Source organism: Nucisporomicrobium flavum (assembly GCF_016464385.1).
Lineage (GTDB): Bacteria > Actinomycetota > Actinomycetes > Mycobacteriales > Micromonosporaceae > Actinoplanes > Actinoplanes flavus_A.
The window spans coordinates 123441-145189 of the sequence record NZ_JADMLH010000006.1; the positions used below are offsets into that span (position 1 = coordinate 123441).

Here is a 21749-nt window from a genome sequence, read left to right on the forward strand (position 1 = left end):
TGCCTCGGCGGTGCCGCCCAGCCTAACCTACCTACCAATTGGTAGGTAACGTACCCGGGAGACCCATGACTGCCAGCGCCTTCTCCGCCGCCGTCGCCGCTGTCCGCGCCGGCGCCTCGCCCGACACGGCCGCCGAGGACCTGCTCGAGCAGCTCACCCCCGAGGAGCGGCTCGGCCTGCTCGACGGCGACCTGCCGTTCTGGGACGCCATGGCCGACATGCTCGGCAACGGCTACAACCGCACGCCGTACCCGATGGGGCGCGTCGACCGCCTGGGCATCCCCGGGCTGCTGTTCTCCGACGGCCCGCGCGGCGTGGTGATGGGCGCCTCCACGGCCTTCCCGGTCTCCATGGCCCGCGGCGCGACGTGGGACCTCACCCTGGAGGAGCGGGTCGGCACGGCGATCGGCCGGGAGATGCGCGCGCAGGGCGCCAACTTCTTCGGCGGCGTCTGCATCAACCTGCCCCGGCACCCCGCTTGGGGCCGCGCCCAGGAGACGTACGGCGAGGACCCCCTGCTGCTCGGCGAGTTCGGTGCGGCGCTGACCCGGTCGGTGCAGCGGCACGCGATGGCGGTGGCGAAGCACTACGCGCTCAACTCCATGGAGAACGCGCGCTTCACCGTGGACGTGACCGCCGACGACGCCACGCTGCACGAGGTGTACCTGGCGCACTTCCGCCGGGTCGTGGACGAGGGCGTGGCCGGCATCATGACGGCGTACAACTCGGTCAACGGCGAGTGGGCCGGGCAGAACGAGGACCTCATGGAGGGCGTGCTGCGCCGACGCTGGGGGTTCACCGGCGTCACGGTCTCCGACTTCATCTGGGGCCTGCGCGACGCGGCCACCTCGCTGCGTGCCGGGCTCGACGTCGAGGAGCCGTTCCAGCAGCAGCGCGCCCAGCACCTGGCCACCGACCTGGCCGAGGGGCGCGCCTCGTGGGAGGACGTGGACCGGGCCGCGCGGCGGATCCTGCGTACCCAGATCCACCACTATGCGACCCGCGAGCCGGAGGAGCCGTCGCTCGACGAGGTCTTCGGCGATACGCACCGCGCGCTGGCCCGCGAGGTCGCGGCCCGCAGCATGGTGCTGCTCAAGAACGAGCAGGTGGCGGGGGCGCCGGTGCTGCCGCTGCACCGCGACGCCGTCTCGTCGGTCGCCGTGATCGGCCGGCTGGCGGACCTGCCCAACACCGGCGACCACGGCTCGTCGGACGTCCGCGCGCCCGAGGTCGTCACGCCCCTGCGCGGGCTGACCGAGGCGCTGCCGCACGCCACGATCCGCCACGTCGCCGAGGACTCCCCCGAGGCGGCCGCCGAAGCCGCCCGGGCCAGCGACGTCGCGGTGGTCGTCGTCGGCTACACGGCGCTGGACGAGGGCGAGTACATCGGCTCGGCCATGTTCGCCGACCCGGCCCTGCTCGCGCTCTTCCCGCCGGCCGACGACAGCCCGGCCGGGCAGGAACTGCTGGGCCGCCTCACCGAGCAGGCCGGGACGGACCTGAGCATCGTCGGCAGCCAGGGCGCCGGCGGGGACCGGGCGAGCCTGCGCCTGCGCCCGGTCGACGCCGAGATCATCCGCGCGGTCGCGGCGGCGAACCCCCGGACGGTCGTCGCGGTGGTCACCGCCGGCGCCGTGATCACCGAGGAGTGGCGTGACGCCACGCCGGCGGTGCTGCTGGCCTGGTACTCCGGCTCCGAGGGCGGCCGGGCCCTGGCGGATGTGCTGTTCGGCGAGGTGGACACCGCGGGCCGGCTGCCGTTCTCCATCCCCACCACCGAGGACCATCTGCCGTTCTTCGACCGCGACGCCACGGCCATCACGTACGACAAGTGGTTCGGTCAGCGCCTGCTGGACCGCGACGGGCACCGGGCCGCGTTCCCGCTCGGCTTCGGGCTGTCGTACACGTCGTTCGCGCTGTCCGGCCTGGAGGTGGGCCCGGTCTCCGGCGAGACGTTCGACGCGACGGTGACGGTGACCAACACCGGGCCGCGGGACGGACGCCACGTGGTCCAGCTGTACGGGCTGCCCACCGGCGCCGGCGACGACTTCCCGTCCCGGGTCCTGCTGGGCTTCGCCTCCGTGGCGGTGCCGGCCGGGGAGTCCGTACGGGTCACGGTCCCCGCCTCGGTACGCCCGCTGCAGCGCTGGACCGGCGACGGCTTCGGCCCGGCGCAGCCGGCGACGATCGAGGCGGCCGCGTACGCGGGAGACCCGGCCGCCGTCACCGCGCCTTCACCGTGGCCCGGCAGATGACCTCCTTGCCGGGGGCGCCGGTCTGCTTGTCGGCCTCCTCGCCGTCCACGACGATGCGGCAGCCGGCGGCGCCCTTGGCCGGTACGGCGTGCACCTCGAACGTCCCCTCGGCGATGCTGGCGTGCATCGACGCCGGCAGCTTCTGAGCCGGGAACGTCACGGACGGGGTGCCGCCGGCGTCCACGGGCAGCACCCGGGTGATGTCGGCGGTCGTACCCGCCTCGCCGGTCACCTCGTAGCTGATCTCGCCGTGCTCGCCGCGGTCGAGGCTGCCGCAACCGCTCGACAGCAGAACCGTCGCACCGATGAGGACACCGGCAAGGACACGCTTCACGTCTGACTCCTCGAACCTGGGGAGGCACCGGGACGGGCCCCCTCGCGGAGACAGACGCTCTCAGCCGGGAGGTGCCGCCCGGATCGGCCGCGAGGAAGATTCCGGCGGCCTCCCGGATCGGCCGATCGGCCACCGGCGACGCTCAGGCGTCCGGCGACAGCGCCGCGACCAGGGCGGCGACCGGACCCGGGCGGGCCGACGCGAAGCCCGTGCCCGCCCAGAGGTTCAGCGCCCCGGCGTCGCCCGCCTTCGCGGCCGCCGCGCGGATCGGCGCGGTCAGGTGGTGGATCGCCGGGTAGCCGATCGGGGCGGCCGCCGAGTAGGCGTCGGTGAAACGGTTGCGCAGGCCGCGGGCCGGTTGGCCGGTGAACGCCCGGGTCACGACGGTCTCGCGGTGGGCGCCCGGGCGGATCGCGCGGCGGTGGGCGTCGCGGGTGCCGGCCTCGTCGGCCAGCAGGAACGCGGTGCCGCACTGCACGGCCGCCGCGCCGGCCGCGAGGAGGTCGCGTACGTCGGCGGCCGACGCCACTCCCCCGGCCGCGACGATCGGTAGGTCACTCACGGCCTGCACACCGCGGAGCACCTCGGGCGCGGTCGTGGCGCCTCGGTAGCCTGCCGGGTCCGTGGTGGCCGAGTGGCCGCCCGCCGTGCCGGCCTGAGCGATCAGCGCGTCCGGCCCGGCGGCCGCCGCCCGGTGCGCCTCGCCGGGGCCGGTCACCGTGATGAGGACGGCACATCCCGCCGCCTGGAGCGCCCGCACGACCGGTTCCGGGGGTACGCCGAAGGTGAAGCTGACCAGCGGTACGGCGTACGCGACAGCCAGCTCCACCTTGTCGGAGAAGTGGTCGTCGTCGCGCAGCCGGAGCGCGGGCAGCTCCACGCCGTACCGGTCGGCCTCGGGCTGCAGCAGCGCCCGGTACCGCTCCAGCGGCTCGACGTCGGCGGGCGGCGGGACCGGGACGAAGATGTTCAGCCCGTACGGCGTCCCGGCACCGCGTACGGTCCGGAGCTCGTCCTCCACGGCGGCGGGTGTCTTGTAGCCGGCGGCGAGGAACGCGGTGGCGCCGGCCCGGGAGGCCGCGGTGACCAGGGCAGGAGTGGAGGGGCCGCCGGCCATCGGGGCGACGACCAGGGGACGGATCGGCTCGCGCATGCCCCGATCCTCCCCCGGATGCTCAGCTCCCGGGCCGGCGCGCCCCGCGGTAGCCGCGGCCGATCAGCCAGTGGCCGCCGGCGTACAGGCCTACCGCGCCCGCCACCAGCGCGACCTGCACGTACCAGTGCCGCAGCGGCCCGTCCGAGAACTTGCCGGCCAGGACCAGGCCCTTCACCACCAGCGCCGCCAGGAGCAGGACCGCACCCTCGGCGATGTACCCGCGGTGAGCCCTCTTCTGCTTCTCGATGTCGTCCATGGCATCGATGATCGGGGTTCCGTCGCGGCGCCCGCATCGGCCCGGGGTCGGGCTCCGCGGCCGCCGGACCCTGAACCGGGGATATAGCCGCCCGTCAGCTGTCGGCGATCCAGGAGGGGTTGGCCTGCAGGAACGCCGGCACGGTGTCGTCCTTGACCGACTGCAGCAGCTCCATCGTCGTGTCGCTGAGCACCTCGACGCTGCCGATGCCGGGCACCGACTCGCTGTTGAACTTGCCGTCGTTGGTCTTGATGGTGATGAGGTCGTCCGGGTTGGTGTTGCGCATCGCGAACGCCCAGTCCTCCAGCGAGATGCCGCCGCTGTCGACCGTCATGGTCTTCCCGATGGCGGTGATCAGCTTCGGCAGCTTCGTCGGCGAGTTGAAGCCGTCGTGCACGGCCTGCTTGAGGATCGCCTTCAGCAGCTGCTGCTGGTGGCGCTGCCGGCCGTAGTCGGAGTCCCGGTTGCCCAGCAGGTCGCGCTGGCGGGCGAAGTCCAGGGCCTCCACCGGGGTGAGGCAGTGGTTGCCCTTCTTGTAGAAGTTGGCGGTCACGCCGGGCACCTTGCGCGGGTTCAGGCCGGCCGCGTCGGTCTTGTACGGCACCGCCTGCTTCCCGTCGGCGGTGTGCCCGATGTGGATCGAGGTGACGTCCTCGTCGACGTACATGCAGACCTTGCCGAGGACGTTGACGACGTCCTTGAAGCCGGTGAAGTCGATGATCGCGCCGGCGTCCGGGGTGATGCCGGTGAGCCGCTTGACGGTCAGCGCGAGCAGCTCGAAGCCGTGCGCCTCGGCCTCCTTGCCCTCGAGCCCGCGACTGCCGAACGAGAAGGCGGAGTTGATCTTGTTCTTGCCGCCCCGGTACGCCTGCTTGCCGTTGTCGTACGCGGGGATGTCGACGTAGCTGTCCCGGGGCAGCGACACCAGGTACGCGCGCGAGTGGTCCTTCGGCAGGTGCAGCAGGATGATCGAGTCCGACCGGCTCGGCTCCTTGTTCTTCCAGCTCGGCCGGGTGTCGAGCCCGACGAGCAGGATGTTCTTGGCGCCCTTGATGTCCTTGTGGCCGGAGCCGCCCGCGCCGCCGATCAGGTTCTCCTGGGCGACCGCGCCGGTGGCGGAGCTGAGCACCAGGTTGGCCCCGACGAGCGAGCCCCCGCTGAGCACCATCAGCACCACGCCGACGATGAGCAGCCACCGGGCCCACGACGGGGAGCGGCGGCCGGCACGCGCGGTCTTCCTCAAGTCTGTCCCTCCGGCCCTCACACCTGTGACGCGTCAGACGTGCCGCCTCGGCGGCGGGCGGAATGGTAGCTCACGATCCTGAACATCTGTGAAGCCGCTGTTCTGAGCTCTTTACAGCATCGCCGCGGCCGTTGACCCGTACCGCCCGATCGATCGATGCTTGTCCGCATCTCCTATCGGTGAAGAAGGGTTCAGCGATGATCGTTCGACCTCCCGGCCTGCGCCGGGCCGGCGCCGCGCTGCTCGGCGCCGTGACGGTGGCGGCCCTGGGCGCCGCCACCCCCGGCACCGCGGCCGGCGCGGCGCCCGACTCCGTGCTCACCTGGTACGACGCCACCGCCGACGCCGTGGCCACGGCCGGGGCCCCGACGCAGGTGACCAACAACCGGACGTGGGCGATCGCGTGGCTCGGGGCCGCCCGGGCGCAGGCCGGCTCCCCCTCGCCCGTCTACCAGCGCGCCGCCCTGGCCGGTGCCGTCCACCGGGCCATCGTCACGCTCCTGCCGGCGCGGGCCGCCGCGGCCGACGACGTGCTTGCCGCCGACCTCGCCACCATCCCGGCCGGGCGGTCCCGTACCAGCGGCCTCGACGCCGGCCGCGCGGCGGTGGACCGGCTGATCGCCGCCCGCACCGGCGACGGGCTCGACCCCGCCTCCGTGAACGCGGCGTACCCGCAGCCCGCCGCCGCGCCCGGCGTCTGGCAGCCCACGCCGCCGGCGTACGCCCCGGCGGCCCAGTACGGCAACCGCACCGCCCGCCCGTTCCTGCTGCGCAACGCCGCCCAGTTCCGGCCCGGCCCGCCGCCCGCGCTCGGCTCGGCGCGCTACCGGGCCGACCTGGCGGAGGTGCGGGCGTACGGCGCCGCCGACAGCACCGTGCGCACCCCGGCCCAGACGGACACGGCCACCTTCTGGCTCGGCTCGTCGCTGACCCTGTACACGCCGATCCTGCGCGCCGCGGTCGAGCAGCTGCCCGGATCGCCGGCCCGGCGCACCCGGCTGATCGCCCTGTTCCACGTCGCAGTCGTGGACACCCAGATCGCGACCTCCGACGCCAAGTACGCCTACCAGCGCTGGCGCCCCGTCACCGCGATCCGCAACGCCGACGTGGACGGCGATCCCGTCACCGAGGCCGACCCGCAGTGGCTGCCGCTGCACGTCACTCCCGCGCACCCCGACTACCCGAGCGGGCACAACACGTACGCCGGCGCCGCCGAGGGCATCCTCACGGCGCTCGCCGGGCCGGTCGCGCGGGCACCGTACACGATCGGCAGCCCGAGCGCGCCCGGCGTGACCCGCACCTACACCGACTGGCACCAGCCCGGCCGGGAGAACGTCGACGCCCGGGTGTGGTCGGGCATCCACACGCGCAGCGCCGACGAGGCCGGCATCCGGCTGGGCCGCGACGTCGCGGCGTACGCGCTCGCCCACGCCGGCGACCTCCTGCGCTGAGCCGGGCGACGTGCCGGGCCCGGCGGCGGCACCCACTGCCCCGGGCCCGGTACCCTCGGCGCGATGCGGACGAAGCAGCAGCTCACCGAGGACATCCGGACCGGACGGCGGGCGGCCCTGGTGGTCAACGCGCACTCGCGGCGCGGCGGCCGGCTGCACGACGACGCCCGTGCGCGGCTGCTCGCGGCCGGGTTCACGCTGCTCGGCGACTATCCCGCCGCGCGGCCCGGCGAGCTCGAGGAGAGCCTGGAGGCCGCGATCGGGCTGGGACCCGACCTGCTCGTCGCCGGCGGCGGGGACGGCACGATCAGCACCGCCGCCCGGATGCTGGCGCACCGCGACATCGCGCTCGGGCTGCTGCCGCTGGGCACGACCAACAACTTCGCGCGTACGGTCGGGGTCCCGCTCAGCCTCGACGCGGCGGTGGCCACGCTCACCGAGGGCGCGGTCGTCGACGTCGACCTGGGCCTCGCGGGCGACCTGGCGTTCACCAACCACGTCGGCGTGGGCCTGTCCGCCGACGTCATGACCAACGCGCCGCGCCGCCTGAAGCGCCTCGCCGGGCGGTACGCGTACCCGGTGACGGCCCTCGCCCTGCTGGCCCGGCACCGCCCGCTGCGGGCCCGGGTGCGCGCCGCCGGCCGCGAGCACGAGTTCCTGACCCACCAGCTGTACGTGGCCAACGGTGGTTTCCACGCGGGCCGCCCGATCACCGCGGACGCCGACGCGGACGACCGGCTGCTCGTGGCGTACCCGGTGGGCGACGGCACCCGGCGCGGGCTGCTGCGCGAGACGGCCCGCAACACGGCGACCGGGCACCGCCGCACGCTGCGCGACGAGCCGTTCCTCGCGGTCGGCGAACTGTGGCTGGAGACGGACCGCCCGGCGAGGGTCGAGGTCGACGGCGAACCGTGCGGCCGCACCCCCGTCCGGATCGCCGTCGACCCCAACGCCCTGCGCATCATGGCGCCGCCCGGCACGGTCGACCGCTGACCCCTCGCCGGCGCAGAACGAGGACGGCCTCGACCTGAGCGACCCGGACGGCCCGGCGCCCGCGGCGGATTCAGCGGCCGATCTTCAGGACCCCGTCCCAGTTGGTGCCGGCTTCCAGGACCCCGTCCCAGTTGGTGCCGGCGCGGGCCGGCTCGGCACCGGCGGAAGCCGACGCGATGGCGGCCGCCCCCACGGCGATGGCGGCTGCGGCGAGGAGAGTCACGGCACGGCGAAGAGATGGACGCATGGTGGTTCCTTCCGGCTCAGGCGGCTATCGATGGGAGGAGGGTCTCCGCGCCGGCCCAGATACGGCTCGAGTTGTGCGAGTGGAAGGCCGCGCTGGAGTAGTACGTGTTGTTGTGGCCCTGCAGCGCGTTGAGCCGGCGGTAGAAGCCGCCCGCGATCGCCTCCGGGCTCACGTGCAGCTCGAACGGGGCGTGGCCGGCGAACACCTCGAGCTCCTCGAAGCGGACCGGGTAGGTGCCCGCGCGGGCGAGGCGTTCGATCCCGGCGCGGATGTCGCGGCGGACCTGGGCCTCGGGCAGCGGCTTCGGGCTGCCGTACTTGACGTTGTAGAGGCCGGGGATGCCGGTCGGGTTGAGTCCGTACAGGCCGGGCAGCGGCGGCAGGTTGTACGGCGTGTCCGCGGCGACGTTCTCGATGCTGAGGCCCTCGGGGAGCCCGGACAGCCGGGCCACCCCGGTGTAGTAGGCGCCGCTGACGAACTGGCCGAACACCGACCGCTCGGTGGCGTCCAGGTCGAAGCCGGCGAAATTGCGCAGCAGGGGCGGGCAGGTCACGACCAGCTTGCGGGCCACGACGAGGCGCAGGCCCTCCGGCGTGGCGACGAGCACGCGGACGCCGCGCCCGGAGCGGTCGACGCGGAGCACGTGCGACTCGAGCAGGACGTCGTCGCCGAGGTGGGCGGTGGCGCGCTCGTACAGCAGGCTGTTGTCGTGGGCCGCGGTGGTGAGGAACGAGCGGGCCATGATGTTGCGGAGCACGCCCTGGCCGAAGAGGTTGATGGCGTAGAGCGCGGGCAGGCCCAGGAGGTCGCCGACGCCCTGGCCGTAGTTGAACACGAGCGGCACGACCGAGCCGAGGTCGTACTTCTGCACGAAGTCGGCGAACGGTGCCGCGAGCTCGTGCGGCACGGGGTCGGGCAGGTCGATGACGGTGTCGATGGGCCCGTACCGGCTGATGAGGTCGGCATAGGTCGGGAGCGCGGTGGGGGCCGGCGGCGTGTAGGCCACCGGACGGCCGGTGCGGAAGTCGACGAAGGCGGGGTCGCCGCCGAACCCGCCGAGCGCGGTCAGCTCCAGCCCGAAGCGGCCGAAGTGGCGGTGCACCAGCGGGTCGTCCTCGACGACGACCACTCCGATGTCGACCGTGCCGCCGGTGGCCGGGTCGTGGTACGTCTCGGTGTGCCCGCCCAGCCGGTCCTTCGCCTCCACCACGACGGCGCTGCGGCCGAGGTCGCCGAGGCGCACGGCCACGTACGTGCCGGCCGAGCCACCGCCGATCACGCAGACGTCGCGGCGTAGCACGTGGGCGTCGGGGATGCCGGCGGCGAGGCCGGTGACCGCCCGCGCCGCGGCCGGCGAGGTCACGGAGGCGGCGACGGATCCGGCCGCCGTCGCCCCCATCAGGGTGAGCATCCGCTTCCGGGTGATTCCCACGGCAGTTCCCTCTCGGCGGTGGACGGGTCGATCAGCCCACCCTATGCCGGTCCTTCCACTGTGGAACTGTCAAGCGGCTGACACCTGCCGCTCGGCGATCCGCGACCATCCCCGCACGTCGGAGGGCTCCCGGCCGGCCGGCCCCACGTAGTCCGCGGACGGCCGGATGATCTTCGCGAGCCGCTTCTGCTCGAGGAGGTGCGCGCTCCAGCCGGCCGTACGCGCGCAGGTGAACAGCGGCGTGAACAGGTCGGCGGGCACCTGGGCGAAGTCGAGGACGACCGCGGCCCAGAACTCGACGTTGGTCTCCAGGACCCGGTCCGGCTTGCGTTCGCGCAGCTCGGCCAGCGCGGCCTCCTCCAGCGCGAGCGCCACCTCGTACCGGGGCGCCCGCAGCTCCTTCGCCGCGGCGCGCAGGATCCGGGCACGCGGGTCCTCGGCGCGGTAGATGGCGTGCCCGAAACCCATCAGGCGGCGGCCACTGTCGAGCACCTGGCGGACGTACCCGCGCGGGTCGCCGCTTCGCTCCACCGCTTCCACCATGCCGAGCGCCCGCGCGGGTGCGCCGCCGTGCAGCGGGCCCGACAGCGACGCCACCGCCCCGGACAGGGCCGCGGCGACGTCCGTGCCGGTGCTGGCGATGACCCGGGCGGTGAAGGTGGACGCGTTCATGCCGTGCTCGGCGGCGCAGACCCAGTAGCGGTCGACCGCCTCGGCGTGGCGCGGGTCCGGGTCGCCCTGCCAGCCGATCATGAAGCGCTCCGCGGCGGAGCGCCCCTCGTCGACGCGCCGCTGCGGCACGGCGGGCCGGTCCGCACCACGGGCCGCCTGGGCCACGAACGACAGCATCATGGCCGACACCCGGGACACGTCCTCGCGCGCCTGCTCGTCGCCGATGTCGATGAGCGGCTGCAGCCCCCAGTGCGGCGCGAGCATCGCCGTGGCCGCCTGCAGATCCACCCGGAGGTCGCCGGAGCTCACCGGCACCGCGTACGGCTCGGCCGGCGGCAACGGGCGGTCCAGGTCGCCGTCGACGAGCAGCCCCCACACGTCGGCGAAGCCGGCCCGCCCGACGAGCTTCTCGACGTCCACCCCGCGGTAGCGCAGGGCGCCTCCATCCCGGTCGGGCTCGGCGATGTGGGTGTCGAAGGCGACTACTCCGGCGAGCCCCGGTTGCACGGTCATCATGCGCCCACTGTCGGACCACACCATCAACTTGTCAATGTTGATTCAGTCAATATGAGAAGATGACCACATGGGTACGGAGCGGCTGCTGACCACCGACGACGTGGCTGTGCACCTCGGCGTGAAGAAGGCGACCGTCTACGCGTACGTGAGCCGTGGCCTGCTGGCGAGCCGGCGCAACGGCAGCGGCAAGGAGAGCCTGTTCAGCGAGGCGGACGTCCGCGCGTTCGCCGCCCGGCGCCGCCGCGGGACGGGTGCCGCCGACCCGGCCGGCTCCCCCGCGATCCACACCGGCATCACGCTGATCACCGGCGAGACGCTGTACTACCGCAGCTTCGACGCCGACGCGCTGGCCCGGCGTGAGTCGTTCGAGTCCGTGGCCACCCTGCTGTGGACCGGCACGCTGCGGCACGAGGACTTCCCGGCCGACCCGGAACTGCGGGCGCTCGCCGAGGCCGTGACCGCGCCGCTGCCCGCCTCGGCGCGGCTGACCGACCGGCTGCGGGTCATCGTGGCGGCCGCGGGCGCGGCGGACCGGCTGCGTTTCGACACGACACCGGCGGCCGTGGTCGCCACCGGCCGGACGATGCTGGCGACGATGGTGTCGGCCCTGCCAAGCCGCTCGGGCGAGCCGCCGGCATCGGGCCCACACCCGTTCGCGAGCGCGCTGTGGAGCAAGCTGAGCGCGGAGGCATCCACACCGGACCGGGTGGCCGCCCTGAACGCCGCCCTCGTGCTGCTCGCCGACCACGACCTGGCGGCGTCCACGTACGCGGCACGGGTGGCGGCATCGACCCGGGCGCACCCGTACGCGGTGGTCAGCGCCGGCCTGGCGGTGCTCGACGGGCCGCTGCACGGGGCGGCGAGCGGCCTGGTCGTCGAGATGCTGACCGACGCGATCCGCTCCGGCGACGCGGTGGGTGCGGTGTCGGAGCGGCTGCGCAGCGGCGGAGTGCCCGGATTCGGTCATCCGCTCTACCCGGACGGCGACCCCCGGGCCGCCACCCTGCTCGACCTCGTCACGCGACTCGCCCCCGCCGAGCCGGCGCTGGAGATCGCCCTCGAGGTGGCCGCCACGATGACCTCCCGGGCCGGCGTCCGGCCTGACGTGGACTTCGCGCTGGCAACCTTTACGCTGCTCACCGGCATGCCCGCGGATGCCGGCGAGGCGATCTTCGCGATGGCGCGGACGGCCGGGTGGCTCGCGCACGCGATCGAGGAGTACGCCGACCGGCCGAGCCGCTTCCGCCCCAGCGGCCGCTACGCCGGCCTCCCGCCGCACGAGTGACGGGCGACGGCGTCCACCGCCCGAGTGACCACGGCGAGGCCGGCGACAGCCATCAGTAGGCTCCGGGCATGTCCTACGCCGTCCCGCCGACCCGTACCGCAGCGGTCGTCCAGCAGCTCCGCAAGGAAATCCTCAGCGGAGACCTCCCCGCCGGGACCGTGATCAAAGACGCCGCGCTGGCCGCTCGGCTGGGGGTCAGCATCACCCCGGTCCGTGAGGCCATCGCGCAGCTCTCGGTCGAGGGCCTCATCGACATCGCGCCCAACCGCACGCGCCAGGTCACCCAGGTCACGCAGAAGAAGGCGCTCGAACTGATCGATGTCATGAGCGTCCTCGCCTGCGCCGGATTCGAGTGGGGTGTCGAGAACCTCACCGCCGCCCACATCGACCTGATGCGGCAACGGCAGCAGGAATTCGTCGAGGCATTGCGAGCCGGCAACCTCCTGGCGGCCGGCGCGGCCGGCGGGGACTTCGGCAGCATCGTCATCACGGCGAGCGGCAACCGGGAACTGCAGTCGATGGTGGACCTTGTGCGGTCGCGCGCCATGCGCACCGCGCCACTGATCGCCGAGAGCCTGTGGACCACCGTGATCGAGGCCCACGACGACATCCTCCGCCAGCTCGAGACCGGCAACACCCAGGCCGCGACGGCGCGCCACAGGAAGATGTACGTCGACTACCGCGCACTGGCCGAGGTGGAGCTCTTCGGCCCGGTCGATTACCCGACGAAGCGGGTGCCTCGCTTGGCGTAAAGTGCATCCCCACCACATCTACGAGGGTGCATGCGGGGAATGTGGATGGAGTTTCGTCTTCTGGGGCCGGTCGAGGCGGTGCGCGGCGGTGCGCCGGTCAGCCTCGGCGGCACCAAGATCCGTACGTTGCTGGCCGCGCTGCTCGTGGAGCCGGGCCGGATCGTGCCCGCCGACCGCCTGATCGACATCCTCTGGGACGACGACCCGCCCAGCACCGCCCGCGCACTGGTCCAGACGTACGTCTCCACCCTGCGCCGGGCGGTCGGGGACGACGTGGTCGTCACCCAGGCGCCGGGCTACCGGGCGTGCGTCGCCGGCGAGGCCGTCGATCGGCACCGGTTCGAGACCGCGGTGGACGAGGGCCGCGCCGCCGCGGCGGACGGGCGGCACCGGGATGCGGCGAACGCCTTCCGGGCCGCCGAGCTGCTCTGGCGCGGGCCCGCGCTGGGCGGGGTGCGCAGCCGGATCCTGGCCGCCGAGGCCGGCCGCCTCGACGAGCAGCGGATCGCCGCCGTCGAGGCCAGGATCGCCGCGGAGCTCGAGCTCGGCCGCGGCGACGACCTGGTCGGTGAGCTGACCGCCCTGGTCGAGCAGCACCCGGCCCGCAGCACGCTGCGCGGGCAGCTGATGGTCGCGCTGTACCGGGCGGACCGTACCGGCGAGGCGCTGACCGTGTTCCGGCAGGGCCGCGAGGCGCTCATCGAGGAGCTCGGCATCGAGCCCGGCGCCGAGCTGACCACCCTGCACGAGCGGATCCTGCGCGCCGACCCCGAGCTGCTCGGCCGGCAGCCGGCACCGGCACCACCGTCCCGGCGCACGGGCCCGGCCCAGCTGCCGCCCGATCCGCCGGACTTCGTGGGGCGAGAGGCCCTGGTCACGGAGCTGGCGACGGTTCTCGGCGAGGCGCCCGTCGTGGCGGCGCTGCTCGGGCCGGGCGGGGTGGGCAAGTCGGCCCTCGCCGTCCACGTCGCCCACCGGGTGAGCGCCGGCTATCCCGACGGGCAGTTGCACGTCGACCTGCGGGGCAACACCGACACCCCGGCCTCCCCGGCCGAGGTGCTGGGCCGGTTCCTGCGGGCGCTCGAGCCGCAGCAGGCCGTACCGGACGGCACCGACGAGCGGATGGACGCCTACCGCACCCTGCTCGCCGGCCGCCGGGTCCTCATCGTGCTCGACGACGCCGCCAACGAGCAGCAGGTTCGTCCGCTGCTGCCGGGCAGCGGCGGCTCGTCGGTCCTGGTCACCTCACGCAACCGGCTCGGCGGCCTGGCCGGGGCCCGGCTCGTCGAGCTGGACCTGTTGTCCACCGTGGACGCCACCGCCCTGCTGACCCGGATCGCCGGCGCCGACCGGATCACGTCTGCACCGGCGGCCGCCGCGGAGATCGTCGCCGCCTGCGGCAACCTGCCCCTGGCGGTACGGGTGGCCGGCGCCCGGCTGGCCACCCGCCGCCAGTGGACCGCCGCGTTGCTGGCGACCAGGCTGCGCGACGAACGCCGGCGGCTGGACGAGCTGTCCGTCGGCGATCAGCAGATCCGGGCCAGCATCGCGTTCAGCTTCGACAGCCTCGACCCGGTCGCGCACACGGCGATCTGCGCGCTCGGCCACCTCGGCCTGTCCGACTTCCGGTCGTGGGTGCTGGCGTACGCCCTGGACGTCGAGATCGGCGCGGCGGAACAGATCCTCGAACAGCTCGTCGACGCCCACCTTGTCGACTACACCTATCTGGACGACACCGGCCAGCTCCGCTACCGGCTGCACGACCTGGTCCGCATCTACGCCCGCGAGCGGGCCGAACGGGACGAGGCCCGCGACGACCTGGTGGCCGCGACCCGCCGGGTCGTCGAGGCCTGGTCGGCGGCGCTGAGCCGGCTGTCGGGGCACATCGCCGACCACGTGACCTCGGGCGCCATCCTGCCGGTGGCCCCGCCCCCGCGCGAGGACGCCGATCCGGAGGTGCTGGGCATCGCGGCCCACGATCCCCGCGGCTGGCTCGACGCCGAGCAGACCTCGCTGGTCCTCGCCGTCGAACGAGCCGCCGAACTCGGCCTGGCCGGCCAGGCGGTCGCGGTGGCGGCGGTGCTCTGCGCCTCGCGGTACGCCCTCGGCAACGTGCCGGACCTGTGGAACCGGGCCCACCGTGCCGCCCTCGGCGCCGCCCGTGCCGTCGGCGACGCGCACGCCGAAGCGGTGCTGCTCGCCGAACTGGGCCAGCTGCGGTACGAGCAGGACCGCTTCACCGAATCCCGGCAGCACCTCGCGGAGGCGGCCGAACGGTTCCGTGACCTCGGCGATGCCCGGGGCCGGGCGAGCGCGCTCAGCGCCCTCGGCCTGGCCTGCCGGGAGCAGGGCTACCTGCCGGAGGCGGTGCACTTCCTCAAGCAGGCCTCGGAGCTGTCGCAATCGCTCGGTGACGACCGGGCGGCGGGCCACTGCGCCCGGGTGCTCGGCTCGGTCCACCTGGAACGCGGCGACTTCGAGGCGACCGACGAAGCGCTCAACGCGGCGATGGCGGCGTTCCGGCGGGCGGGCAGCCGCCGCGGTGAGGCCCTGGCGCTGCGGACGATGGGGCTGGCGCACCGGGCCCGCGGCCGGCTGTCCGAGGCGGAGCAGGCGCTGAACCGGGCGCTGGCCATCTTCTCCGACCTCGGCGACCGCTCGCTGATCGCGTTCTCGCAGCGCGCGCTGGCGAAGACGTACGTGCGGATGGGCCGGCTCGCCGAGGCGCGGGAGCCGCTGGAGAACGCCCTCGCCGTGCACCAGGCGACCGGTGACCGCTGGGGCGAGGCCATGGTGCTGCGCACGATGGGTGAGCTGGACCTGGCGGCCGGACGGCTCGACGAGGCGGCCAAGCGGTTCGGCGCGGCGCTGGAGATCTTCCGCGAGACGGAGTCGACGCTGTTCTGTGCCCGTACCCTCCGGGACGTCGCCGAGCTGGAGCTCGCCCGCGGTGACCGGGCCGCGTCCGAGGCCGCGCGCGCCGAGGCCCTGCGGACGTTCCGCACCTTCGGCGCCCGGGAGTACCAAGAGCTCTGTAACTGAGTTACAGAGCTTCTGAAGAGCGCTTCGCGACAGTGGTGTGTTCGATCGCCCCATCTGTCGCTGGAGTTCTGATGTCTTCCACCGGATCGACCGAAGCCCTGATCGATGTCGCCGCCTCGGCACCGCTGAGAGTGCTCCCCGGCAGGAACGCGCTGCTGCGTTTCGGTGTGGTGGAACGGCTCGTGGTGGCGCAGAGCCTCCTGCCACGCGATGTCCAGCTGGTCATCGTCGCCGGTCACGAGGCGGCGGACGGGCCACACGCGACCGGTGGCGCCGTCGACCTCACCGTGGCCGGCGTCGACGACCCACCGGCCGGCCTGCCGTGCTGCCGGTGCGACACGGTCGCTCCCCCGCCGGCCGACCGGCTGCGGATGCTGGCCGGCGCGCTGACGGGCGCCGGGCTGGTCAACGACGTGCAGCGGTGGTGGCACTGGTCGTACGGCGACGTGTCCTGGGCCGGCGCCACAGGGGCGGCAAGCGCCCGGTACGAAGCTGTGCCGGCGTTGTAGGGGATCTACAGAGGATTTCTGGCGCCCCCACGGATCGTCATCGGTGCCCGCCGATCACGGCGGTGCTCATCGAGGGGGTAGACCAGTGAACACCACGATTCTTCGTACCGCGATCGTTGCTCTTGTCAGCGCCACCACCATGGCCGCGGTGAGCGTTCCGGCCTCGGCCGCGACCGGAAAGGGCGACGTCGCCGCCCCACAGGCGGCGGCCGCGGCATCCGCGGCGGTGAGCCCGGGCTCGGCGATCAGCCGCTCGGAGATCATCACCCGCGCCGAGACCTGGGTCGCCGCCGCCGTGCCGTACAGCATGGACGCCTACTACGGCGGTTACCGCACCGACTGCTCCGGCTTCGTCTCGATGGCGCTCAGGACGAACGGCAGCTACTGGACCGGCAACCTGAACGAGATCGGCAAGCCGGTCGCGTTCACCGACCTCAGGCCGGGCGACTTCATGAACTACCACAACCCGGCCGACCCGAACAACGGCTCGCACGTCGTGCTGTTCGACAAGTGGGTCGGCGCGGTCGGCGGCGACTTCTGGATCTACGAGCAGACGAAACCGCACACCCTGCACCGGAAGTGGTCGCAGACCAGCGGCCGGGTGCTCAGCAACTACAAGCCGATGCGCTACATCAACGTCCAGGACAGTGCGGCGGGCGGGGTGGCCGCGGGGGATGTGACCGGTGACGGGTACGCGGACGTGCTGGGCCGCCGGCCGGATGGCACGTTGTGGCTGTACCCGAACGGCGGGGCGGGCAGCAGCACCGCGCCGTACGGCCCGATTCAGCAGGTCGGTGTGGGATGGCAGTCCATCTCGACGTTCCGGGTCGCCGACGTCACCGGTGACGGCAAGGGAGACATCGTCGCCACCCGCCCCGACGGCACCCTGGTCCTCTACGTCCACGGCGGCGACAACGACGCGCCCTACAGCACCGGACGGGTCATCGGCGAAGGCTGGGCCCAGTTCAGCCAGATCACCGCCGCCGACGTCACCGGCGACGGCAAGGCCGACATCCTCGCCGTCAGCCCCGACGGGATCCTGCGCCTCTACGTCCACAGCGGCGACAACAACTCCCCGTACAGCACCGGACGGGTCGTCGGCGAAGGCTGGGCCCAGTTCACCCAGGTCACCGCCGCTGACGTCACGGGTGATGGGAAGGCCGACATCGTGGCGGTGAGCCCGGACGGAGTCCTGCGGCTCTACACCCACGGCGGGGACAACAACACCCCCTACAACCTCGGCACGGTCATCGGTTCCGCGTGGCAGCAGTTCGACCGGGTCATGGCCACCGACGTCACCGACGACGGCAAAGCCGACATCCTCGCCACCCGCCCCGACGGCGCGCTCCTGCTCTACACCCACGGCGGCGACAACAACACCCCCTACAGCACCGGCCGCCAGATCGGCACCGGCTGGAACGGCCTCGCCTGACCACCGCGCACGACGCCGGCCGCGATCCGCGGCCGGCTTCGTCGTGCCCGGCGCCGCGGAGTCTGTCCGTCAGACAGCGGCGACGGAACCCGGCAGGAAAGGTACACGGATGGCGGAGAACCGTACGGCCCCGGACGACGCGTTGCAGCGGTGGTGGGAGCGGGTGGCGGCCGGTGACACGGTGTACCGCGCCGCCCTCGATGCGGCCATCGAGCAGGGGCGGCGCCGGGTGGACGGCGGCGCCGGCGGGGATCTCGAGGAGCGGCAGCTCGCGATCGCCTATCAGGATCGCTGGGAACGCGACCGCGCCGGCTTCGACGACGCCGACCGGGCCATCGCCCTGTGGCGGCGCGTTCTCGGCCGGCAGCCCGATGACGGGTACGCCGCCCTGCTCTGCGGCCGGCTGCTGGCGTTCCGGGCCGAGCGGACCCGGGACCCGGGAGACATGGCGGAGGCCGTACGGCTCGCCGACGTCGCCACCCGGGCCATCGACGACGCCGACTCGTGGTACGTGTCCGGCTGGGCCCACCTGGTCCGCGCGTTCAGCGGCGGGCAGCCCGACGGCCTCGACGAGGCGCTGAGCCGGTTCGGCACCGCCCTGCGCCGGGGGCCCGACGACAACCAGCGCTGTGTCATCGCCCGCGATCAGCTGCGCGCCTCCTTCAGCCGGTACGGGCTGGGCCGCCTCAGCCGGGCGGAGCTCCGCGACCTCGTCGAGCGCGGGCACGCGCTGCTCGACGCTCCCGGCGACGCCGACGTGCCCAACCAGGCGCTGCTGGCGGGCACCCTGGCCATGATCGAGATCGGTACCGCCGCGCCGGAGGGCCGGGCGCACGACTTCGCCCGATGCCGTGCCCTTCTCGCCCGGTACCGCGACGTCGAACTGCCCGACCCGCACCTGCGCGCCGAGCTCGACGGCGCCCAGGCCCAGCTGGACCACTTCGCGGGCACGGGCGGCGACCTGGACCGGGGCGTCGCCGCCGTCGGCCGGCTCGCCGCGTCCGACCGGTTCTCCCCCGAGCACCGCGAGACCATCGCCGCGCACCTCGCGCTCATGCGCACCGGCCGCGCGGCCGAGGAGGGCGACCTCGCCGCCCTCGACACCGCCATCGAGCAGCTCCGCACCGGGCCGGACCAGGCCGCGAGAGGACTGGCCGCGGCGCTGACGTCGGTCCGCGAGGCCGGGCGGCTCGCCGAGGCGGGCGACGAGACGGCAGCCGCCGCCGCGCTGGCCCGCGCCCGGCAGGAGCTGCCCGGCGACCATCCGGCGGCGGAGATGCTGGGCGCCATGCTCGCCGACCTGACCGGTGGCCGGTCGCCCGTCAGCGACGACACCCCGGTCGCGGCGGCCGCCCGCGTCACCGGCCTGTCCGCCGAGGTGCGTGCGGCGGCGGGTCGCGGCGACCTCGCCACGCTGCGCCGGCTCGCCGCCACGGCGGGCCCGCTCGCCGACCTGATCCCGGACGACTTTCCGATGCTGAAGATCCCCGCGCTGAGCACCGCCGGGACGGCCGAGGTGGAGGTGGCCCGCCGCGACCCGGCCGACCACGCCGCAGCTGCGCGGGCCACCGCCCGGCTCGCCGCGGCCTGCGCGCTGGCCGGCGGACCGCACCACGCGCTCTGGCCCCAGCTGGCAGTCGCCCACGGGCATGCGCTGCGGCTCGGCCACCGGCCCGATCCGGCCCGCAGCCGGGAGGCCGGCCGGTCCGCGCTGGTCGCCCTCACCTGGCAGGCGCTTGTCCAGGCGGACACCGGCCGCGCCCTCGAAGCGGCGACCGCGGCCGGGCGGCACGTCCGTACCGTCGCGGCCTGGTGCGCCGAGGACGCCGGCGATCCGGCCGCCGGCGACGACCTGGTGGCGGTCCTCGACGCCGGGCGCGGGCTCGCGCTGAACGCCGCCACGGCCTCCCGGTCCATGCCGGAGCGGCTGGCCGCGGCCGGTCACCCCGGCCTCGCGGAGGCCTGGCGGGCCACCGGCGGCACCGGTGGGACACCCGACGACAACCTGCGCGTACGGGCCCTGCACGCGCTCACCGCCGGCTCGGACGTGTTCACCGCTCCCGGCCCGGACGAGATCCGGCGGGCGCTGACCGCGGCCGGCGCCGACGCGCTGGTGTATCTGGTTCCGGCCGACGACACCCGGCCCGGCATGGCGGTGGTCGTGCCCGTTGCCGGCCGGGTACGCGTGCTGCCCCTGCCCGGCCTGCGCGCCGGACGCGCGCCCACCGGATGGACCCGGGCGGCGCGGGACCTGGCCCCGGCGACGGATGGGAGGACGGCCGGCGAGCACGACTTCGACGAGGTGTGCCGGTGGGCGTGGTCGGCCGCGATGGGACCGCTCACCGAGCTCACGGACGGGTGGCACCTGCGCCGGCCCGCCCGGCTGGTGCTCGTCCCGACCGGGGCGCTCGGCCTGGTGCCCTGGCATGCCGCGTCCGACGGGCGGCACTACGCGATCGAGCGGCTCGTGCTCTCGTACGGTGTCTCCGCCCGGATGTTCTGCGCATCCGCGGGGAGACCGCTGCGCTCGCCGCGGTCCGCGCTCATCGTCGGCAACCCGGGCGGCGACTTGCCGCACGCCGCCGCGGAAGCCCGCGCCGTCCATCGCGACTTCCATCCCGCCGGCACGCTGATGCCGCGCGCCACCGCCGACGACGTGCTGAGGTGGATCGCCGAGCCGGGGCGTGGGCCGTCGTTGCTGCACCTGGCCTGTCACGGGTACGTCGACCGGGACCGTCCGGCCGACGCCCGCCTCGCCCTCACCGGCGGCGACCTGCCGGTGCTGCGGCTGCTCGCCGACGCCCGCTCGGCCGGGCTCGGCCTCGACCGGGTGGTCCTGTCCGCCTGCTCGACCGGGGCGGCCGGCTCGCTGCACGACGAGGCGATCAGCCTCGCGACCGCGTTCCTGGCCGGCGGGGCGCACACCGTCTTCGGCTCGCTGTGGGCCGTCCCGGACGCGGACACCGCGAGGCTCATGTACGCGCTGCACCACCACCTCACCGTGCGGGGCGAGCCACCGGCGGACGCGTTGCGCCTCGCCCAGCTCGCCATGCTGGACCCGGCGCGCTGGCCGCTGCCGGACCTGCCGCCGGAGCTGTGGACGAACGGCGGGGCCGGGCCGCGGGGCTGGGCGGCGTTCGTGCACATGGGCCGGTGAGCAAACCCCGGAGATCCGTCAGGACTCCGGTACGGGCGGCAGCCGGGTAGGAGTGACCAGGCTGATCTCCGGGCTGCGCAGTTCCGCGCGCGCGGCCCGGTTGAACTCGCGTTCCGCCTCCCGGCACGCCTCGACGAACGGTTCGGGAACCCGGCCCGCCTCGTGATCGGCCCGCGCCTCGGACAGCCGGCCCACCGCGAGCATGAGGGCGGCGGCGGCCTGGACCGTCGCCGTGGTGTGCGCGATCAGGCCGATCTCGGCCCGGTACCGGACGACGTGGACCCGCGCCTGGCCGCCGTCCGCGTGCGGCAGGCGGGAGACCGAGGACGCCGGGATGATCTGCACGTCCGGCCCCAGCACCGTCGCCCGCCACTCCCGGCAGGCGGCGACGAAGGCGGCATACGTGGTGCGCCGGTCCCGGATCGACAGCGTGGTCTCCTGGTGCTGCCAGGAGGCGCGCTGCACCCGCGCGTTGAGCAGCGAACCCAGCATCACACCGGCCAGCGCGCCCGTCACCGAGAGGAACGCGAGGATCACCTGAGTCATGGCTCCAGCATCGCCGGGAGCGTCAACCGTCCACGTTGTTGTCGGAGGGTCATGGCACCATCCCCCTCATGCTCGAGATCGTCACCGCGGCGCTGGTCAGCGAAGGCCGGGTCCTGCTCGTCCACCGGAGCCCGGACCGGCACGTCCACCCGGGCGTGTGGGACCTGCCCGGCGGACACGTCGAGACGGGCGAGACGGAGCTGGTCGCGCTCGCCAGGGAGATGCACGAGGAACTGGGCGTACGCATGACGACGGGCTCGGCGACGCCGCTGTGCCGGCTGCAGGCGGGATCCGTGCACATCAGCGCCTGGATCGTCCGCGAGTGGAAAGGGACACCGACGAACTGCGCCCCCGAGGAGCACGACGAGATCCGGTGGTTCCGGCCCGAGGGGATGCCTCCGCTCATCCACGAGCCCGTGAGCGCGGCGGTGATGCAAGCCATGCGGGGACAGGACCAAAGTCCATAGTTTC

Annotated in this window: 18 protein-coding genes; 10 read left to right on the forward strand and 8 right to left on the reverse strand. The window is 74.1% G+C overall.

The window, feature by feature from the left end; genetic code table 11:
• Nucleotides 1-65: 65 nt before the first annotated feature.
• Nucleotides 66-2255: a beta-glucosidase family protein gene (locus IT780_RS16630; RefSeq protein ID WP_199512469.1), complete on the forward strand. Its 2190-nt coding sequence runs from the start codon at nucleotides 66-68 to the stop codon at nucleotides 2253-2255.
• Here the strand turns inward: IT780_RS16630 and IT780_RS41905 are convergent.
• The 4 genes from IT780_RS41905 to IT780_RS16650 all read right to left on the reverse strand — a co-directional run bounded on the left by IT780_RS41905 (nucleotide 2224) and on the right by IT780_RS16650 (nucleotide 5244).
• Nucleotides 2224-2589 (reverse strand): MmpS family transport accessory protein, encoded by a 366-nt coding sequence (locus tag IT780_RS41905; RefSeq protein WP_199512470.1) that lies wholly within the window; start codon nucleotides 2587-2589, stop codon nucleotides 2224-2226. The genes IT780_RS16630 and IT780_RS41905 overlap by 32 nt on opposite strands.
• A 142-nt stretch (nucleotides 2590-2731) precedes the next feature.
• Nucleotides 2732-3742 (reverse strand): nitronate monooxygenase, encoded by a 1011-nt coding sequence (locus IT780_RS16640; RefSeq protein WP_199512471.1) that lies wholly within the window; start codon nucleotides 3740-3742, stop codon nucleotides 2732-2734.
• Between the two features lie 22 nt (nucleotides 3743-3764).
• Complete coding sequence (locus IT780_RS16645; RefSeq protein WP_199512472.1) at nucleotides 3765-4001, reverse strand: hypothetical protein; 237 nt, start codon at nucleotides 3999-4001, stop codon at nucleotides 3765-3767.
• A gap of 94 nt (nucleotides 4002-4095) precedes the next feature.
• The gene (locus tag IT780_RS16650) at nucleotides 4096-5244 is read right to left on the reverse strand and encodes an LCP family protein (protein WP_199512473.1); all 1149 of its coding nucleotides are present in this window, start codon (nucleotides 5242-5244) and stop codon (nucleotides 4096-4098) included.
• 197 nt (nucleotides 5245-5441) lie between these two features.
• Between IT780_RS16650 and IT780_RS16655 the strand changes: the two genes are divergently transcribed.
• Together IT780_RS16655 and IT780_RS16660 are read left to right on the forward strand one after the other, a co-directional pair.
• Nucleotides 5442-6695, forward strand: coding sequence for a vanadium-dependent haloperoxidase (locus IT780_RS16655; RefSeq protein WP_199512474.1), 1254 nt, complete (start codon nucleotides 5442-5444; stop codon nucleotides 6693-6695).
• 63 nt (nucleotides 6696-6758) lie between these two features.
• Nucleotides 6759-7688 carry a diacylglycerol/lipid kinase family protein gene (locus tag IT780_RS16660; protein WP_199512475.1) on the forward strand — a complete coding sequence of 310 codons (930 nt, stop codon included), beginning with the start codon at nucleotides 6759-6761 and terminating at the stop codon, nucleotides 7686-7688.
• A gap of 70 nt (nucleotides 7689-7758) precedes the next feature.
• On the opposite strand, the gene IT780_RS16665 is transcribed toward IT780_RS16660, so the two are convergent.
• The 3 genes from IT780_RS16665 to IT780_RS16675 all read right to left on the reverse strand — a co-directional run bounded on the left by IT780_RS16665 (nucleotide 7759) and on the right by IT780_RS16675 (nucleotide 10555).
• The gene (locus IT780_RS16665; RefSeq protein WP_199512476.1) at nucleotides 7759-7935 is read right to left on the reverse strand and encodes a hypothetical protein; all 177 of its coding nucleotides are present in this window, start codon (nucleotides 7933-7935) and stop codon (nucleotides 7759-7761) included.
• Nucleotides 7936-7951: 16 nt separating this feature from the next.
• Nucleotides 7952-9367: an FAD-dependent oxidoreductase gene (locus IT780_RS16670; protein WP_199512477.1), complete on the reverse strand. Its 1416-nt coding sequence runs from the start codon at nucleotides 9365-9367 to the stop codon at nucleotides 7952-7954.
• Nucleotides 9368-9436: 69 nt separating this feature from the next.
• Complete coding sequence (locus IT780_RS16675) at nucleotides 9437-10555, reverse strand: citrate synthase 2 (protein WP_199512478.1); 1119 nt, start codon at nucleotides 10553-10555, stop codon at nucleotides 9437-9439.
• Between the two features lie 67 nt (nucleotides 10556-10622).
• Between IT780_RS16675 and IT780_RS16680 the strand changes: the two genes are divergently transcribed.
• The 6 genes from IT780_RS16680 (at nucleotide 10623) to IT780_RS16705 (ending at nucleotide 20732) form a co-directional block, all read left to right on the forward strand.
• A complete protein-coding gene (locus tag IT780_RS16680; RefSeq protein WP_199512479.1) occupies nucleotides 10623-11840 on the forward strand; it encodes a citrate synthase family protein in 1218 nt (405 codons plus the stop codon).
• 68 nt (nucleotides 11841-11908) lie between these two features.
• Nucleotides 11909-12592: a GntR family transcriptional regulator gene (locus tag IT780_RS16685; RefSeq protein ID WP_199512480.1), complete on the forward strand. Its 684-nt coding sequence runs from the start codon at nucleotides 11909-11911 to the stop codon at nucleotides 12590-12592.
• 45 nt (nucleotides 12593-12637) lie between these two features.
• On the forward strand, nucleotides 12638-15634 hold the full coding sequence (locus IT780_RS16690; RefSeq protein WP_199512481.1) for an AfsR/SARP family transcriptional regulator: 2997 nt from the start codon (nucleotides 12638-12640) through the stop codon (nucleotides 15632-15634).
• 71 nt (nucleotides 15635-15705) lie between these two features.
• Nucleotides 15706-16143: a M15 family metallopeptidase domain-containing protein gene (locus IT780_RS16695; protein ID WP_199512482.1), complete on the forward strand. Its 438-nt coding sequence runs from the start codon at nucleotides 15706-15708 to the stop codon at nucleotides 16141-16143.
• Nucleotides 16144-16291: 148 nt separating this feature from the next.
• Complete coding sequence (locus IT780_RS43135) at nucleotides 16292-17575, forward strand: FG-GAP-like repeat-containing protein (protein WP_199512483.1); 1284 nt, start codon at nucleotides 16292-16294, stop codon at nucleotides 17573-17575.
• 109 nt (nucleotides 17576-17684) lie between these two features.
• Nucleotides 17685-20732 carry a CHAT domain-containing protein gene (locus tag IT780_RS16705; protein ID WP_199512484.1) on the forward strand — a complete coding sequence of 1016 codons (3048 nt, stop codon included), beginning with the start codon at nucleotides 17685-17687 and terminating at the stop codon, nucleotides 20730-20732.
• A gap of 18 nt (nucleotides 20733-20750) precedes the next feature.
• Here the strand turns inward: IT780_RS16705 and IT780_RS16710 are convergent, their stop codons facing one another.
• Complete coding sequence (locus tag IT780_RS16710; RefSeq protein ID WP_199512485.1) at nucleotides 20751-21278, reverse strand: hypothetical protein; 528 nt, start codon at nucleotides 21276-21278, stop codon at nucleotides 20751-20753.
• A gap of 68 nt (nucleotides 21279-21346) precedes the next feature.
• On the opposite strand from IT780_RS16710, the gene IT780_RS16715 reads away from it, so the two are divergent.
• Nucleotides 21347-21745, forward strand: a complete 399-nt coding sequence (locus IT780_RS16715) for an NUDIX domain-containing protein (protein WP_199512486.1) — start codon at nucleotides 21347-21349, stop codon at nucleotides 21743-21745.
• Nucleotides 21746-21749: the final 4 nt, after the last annotated feature.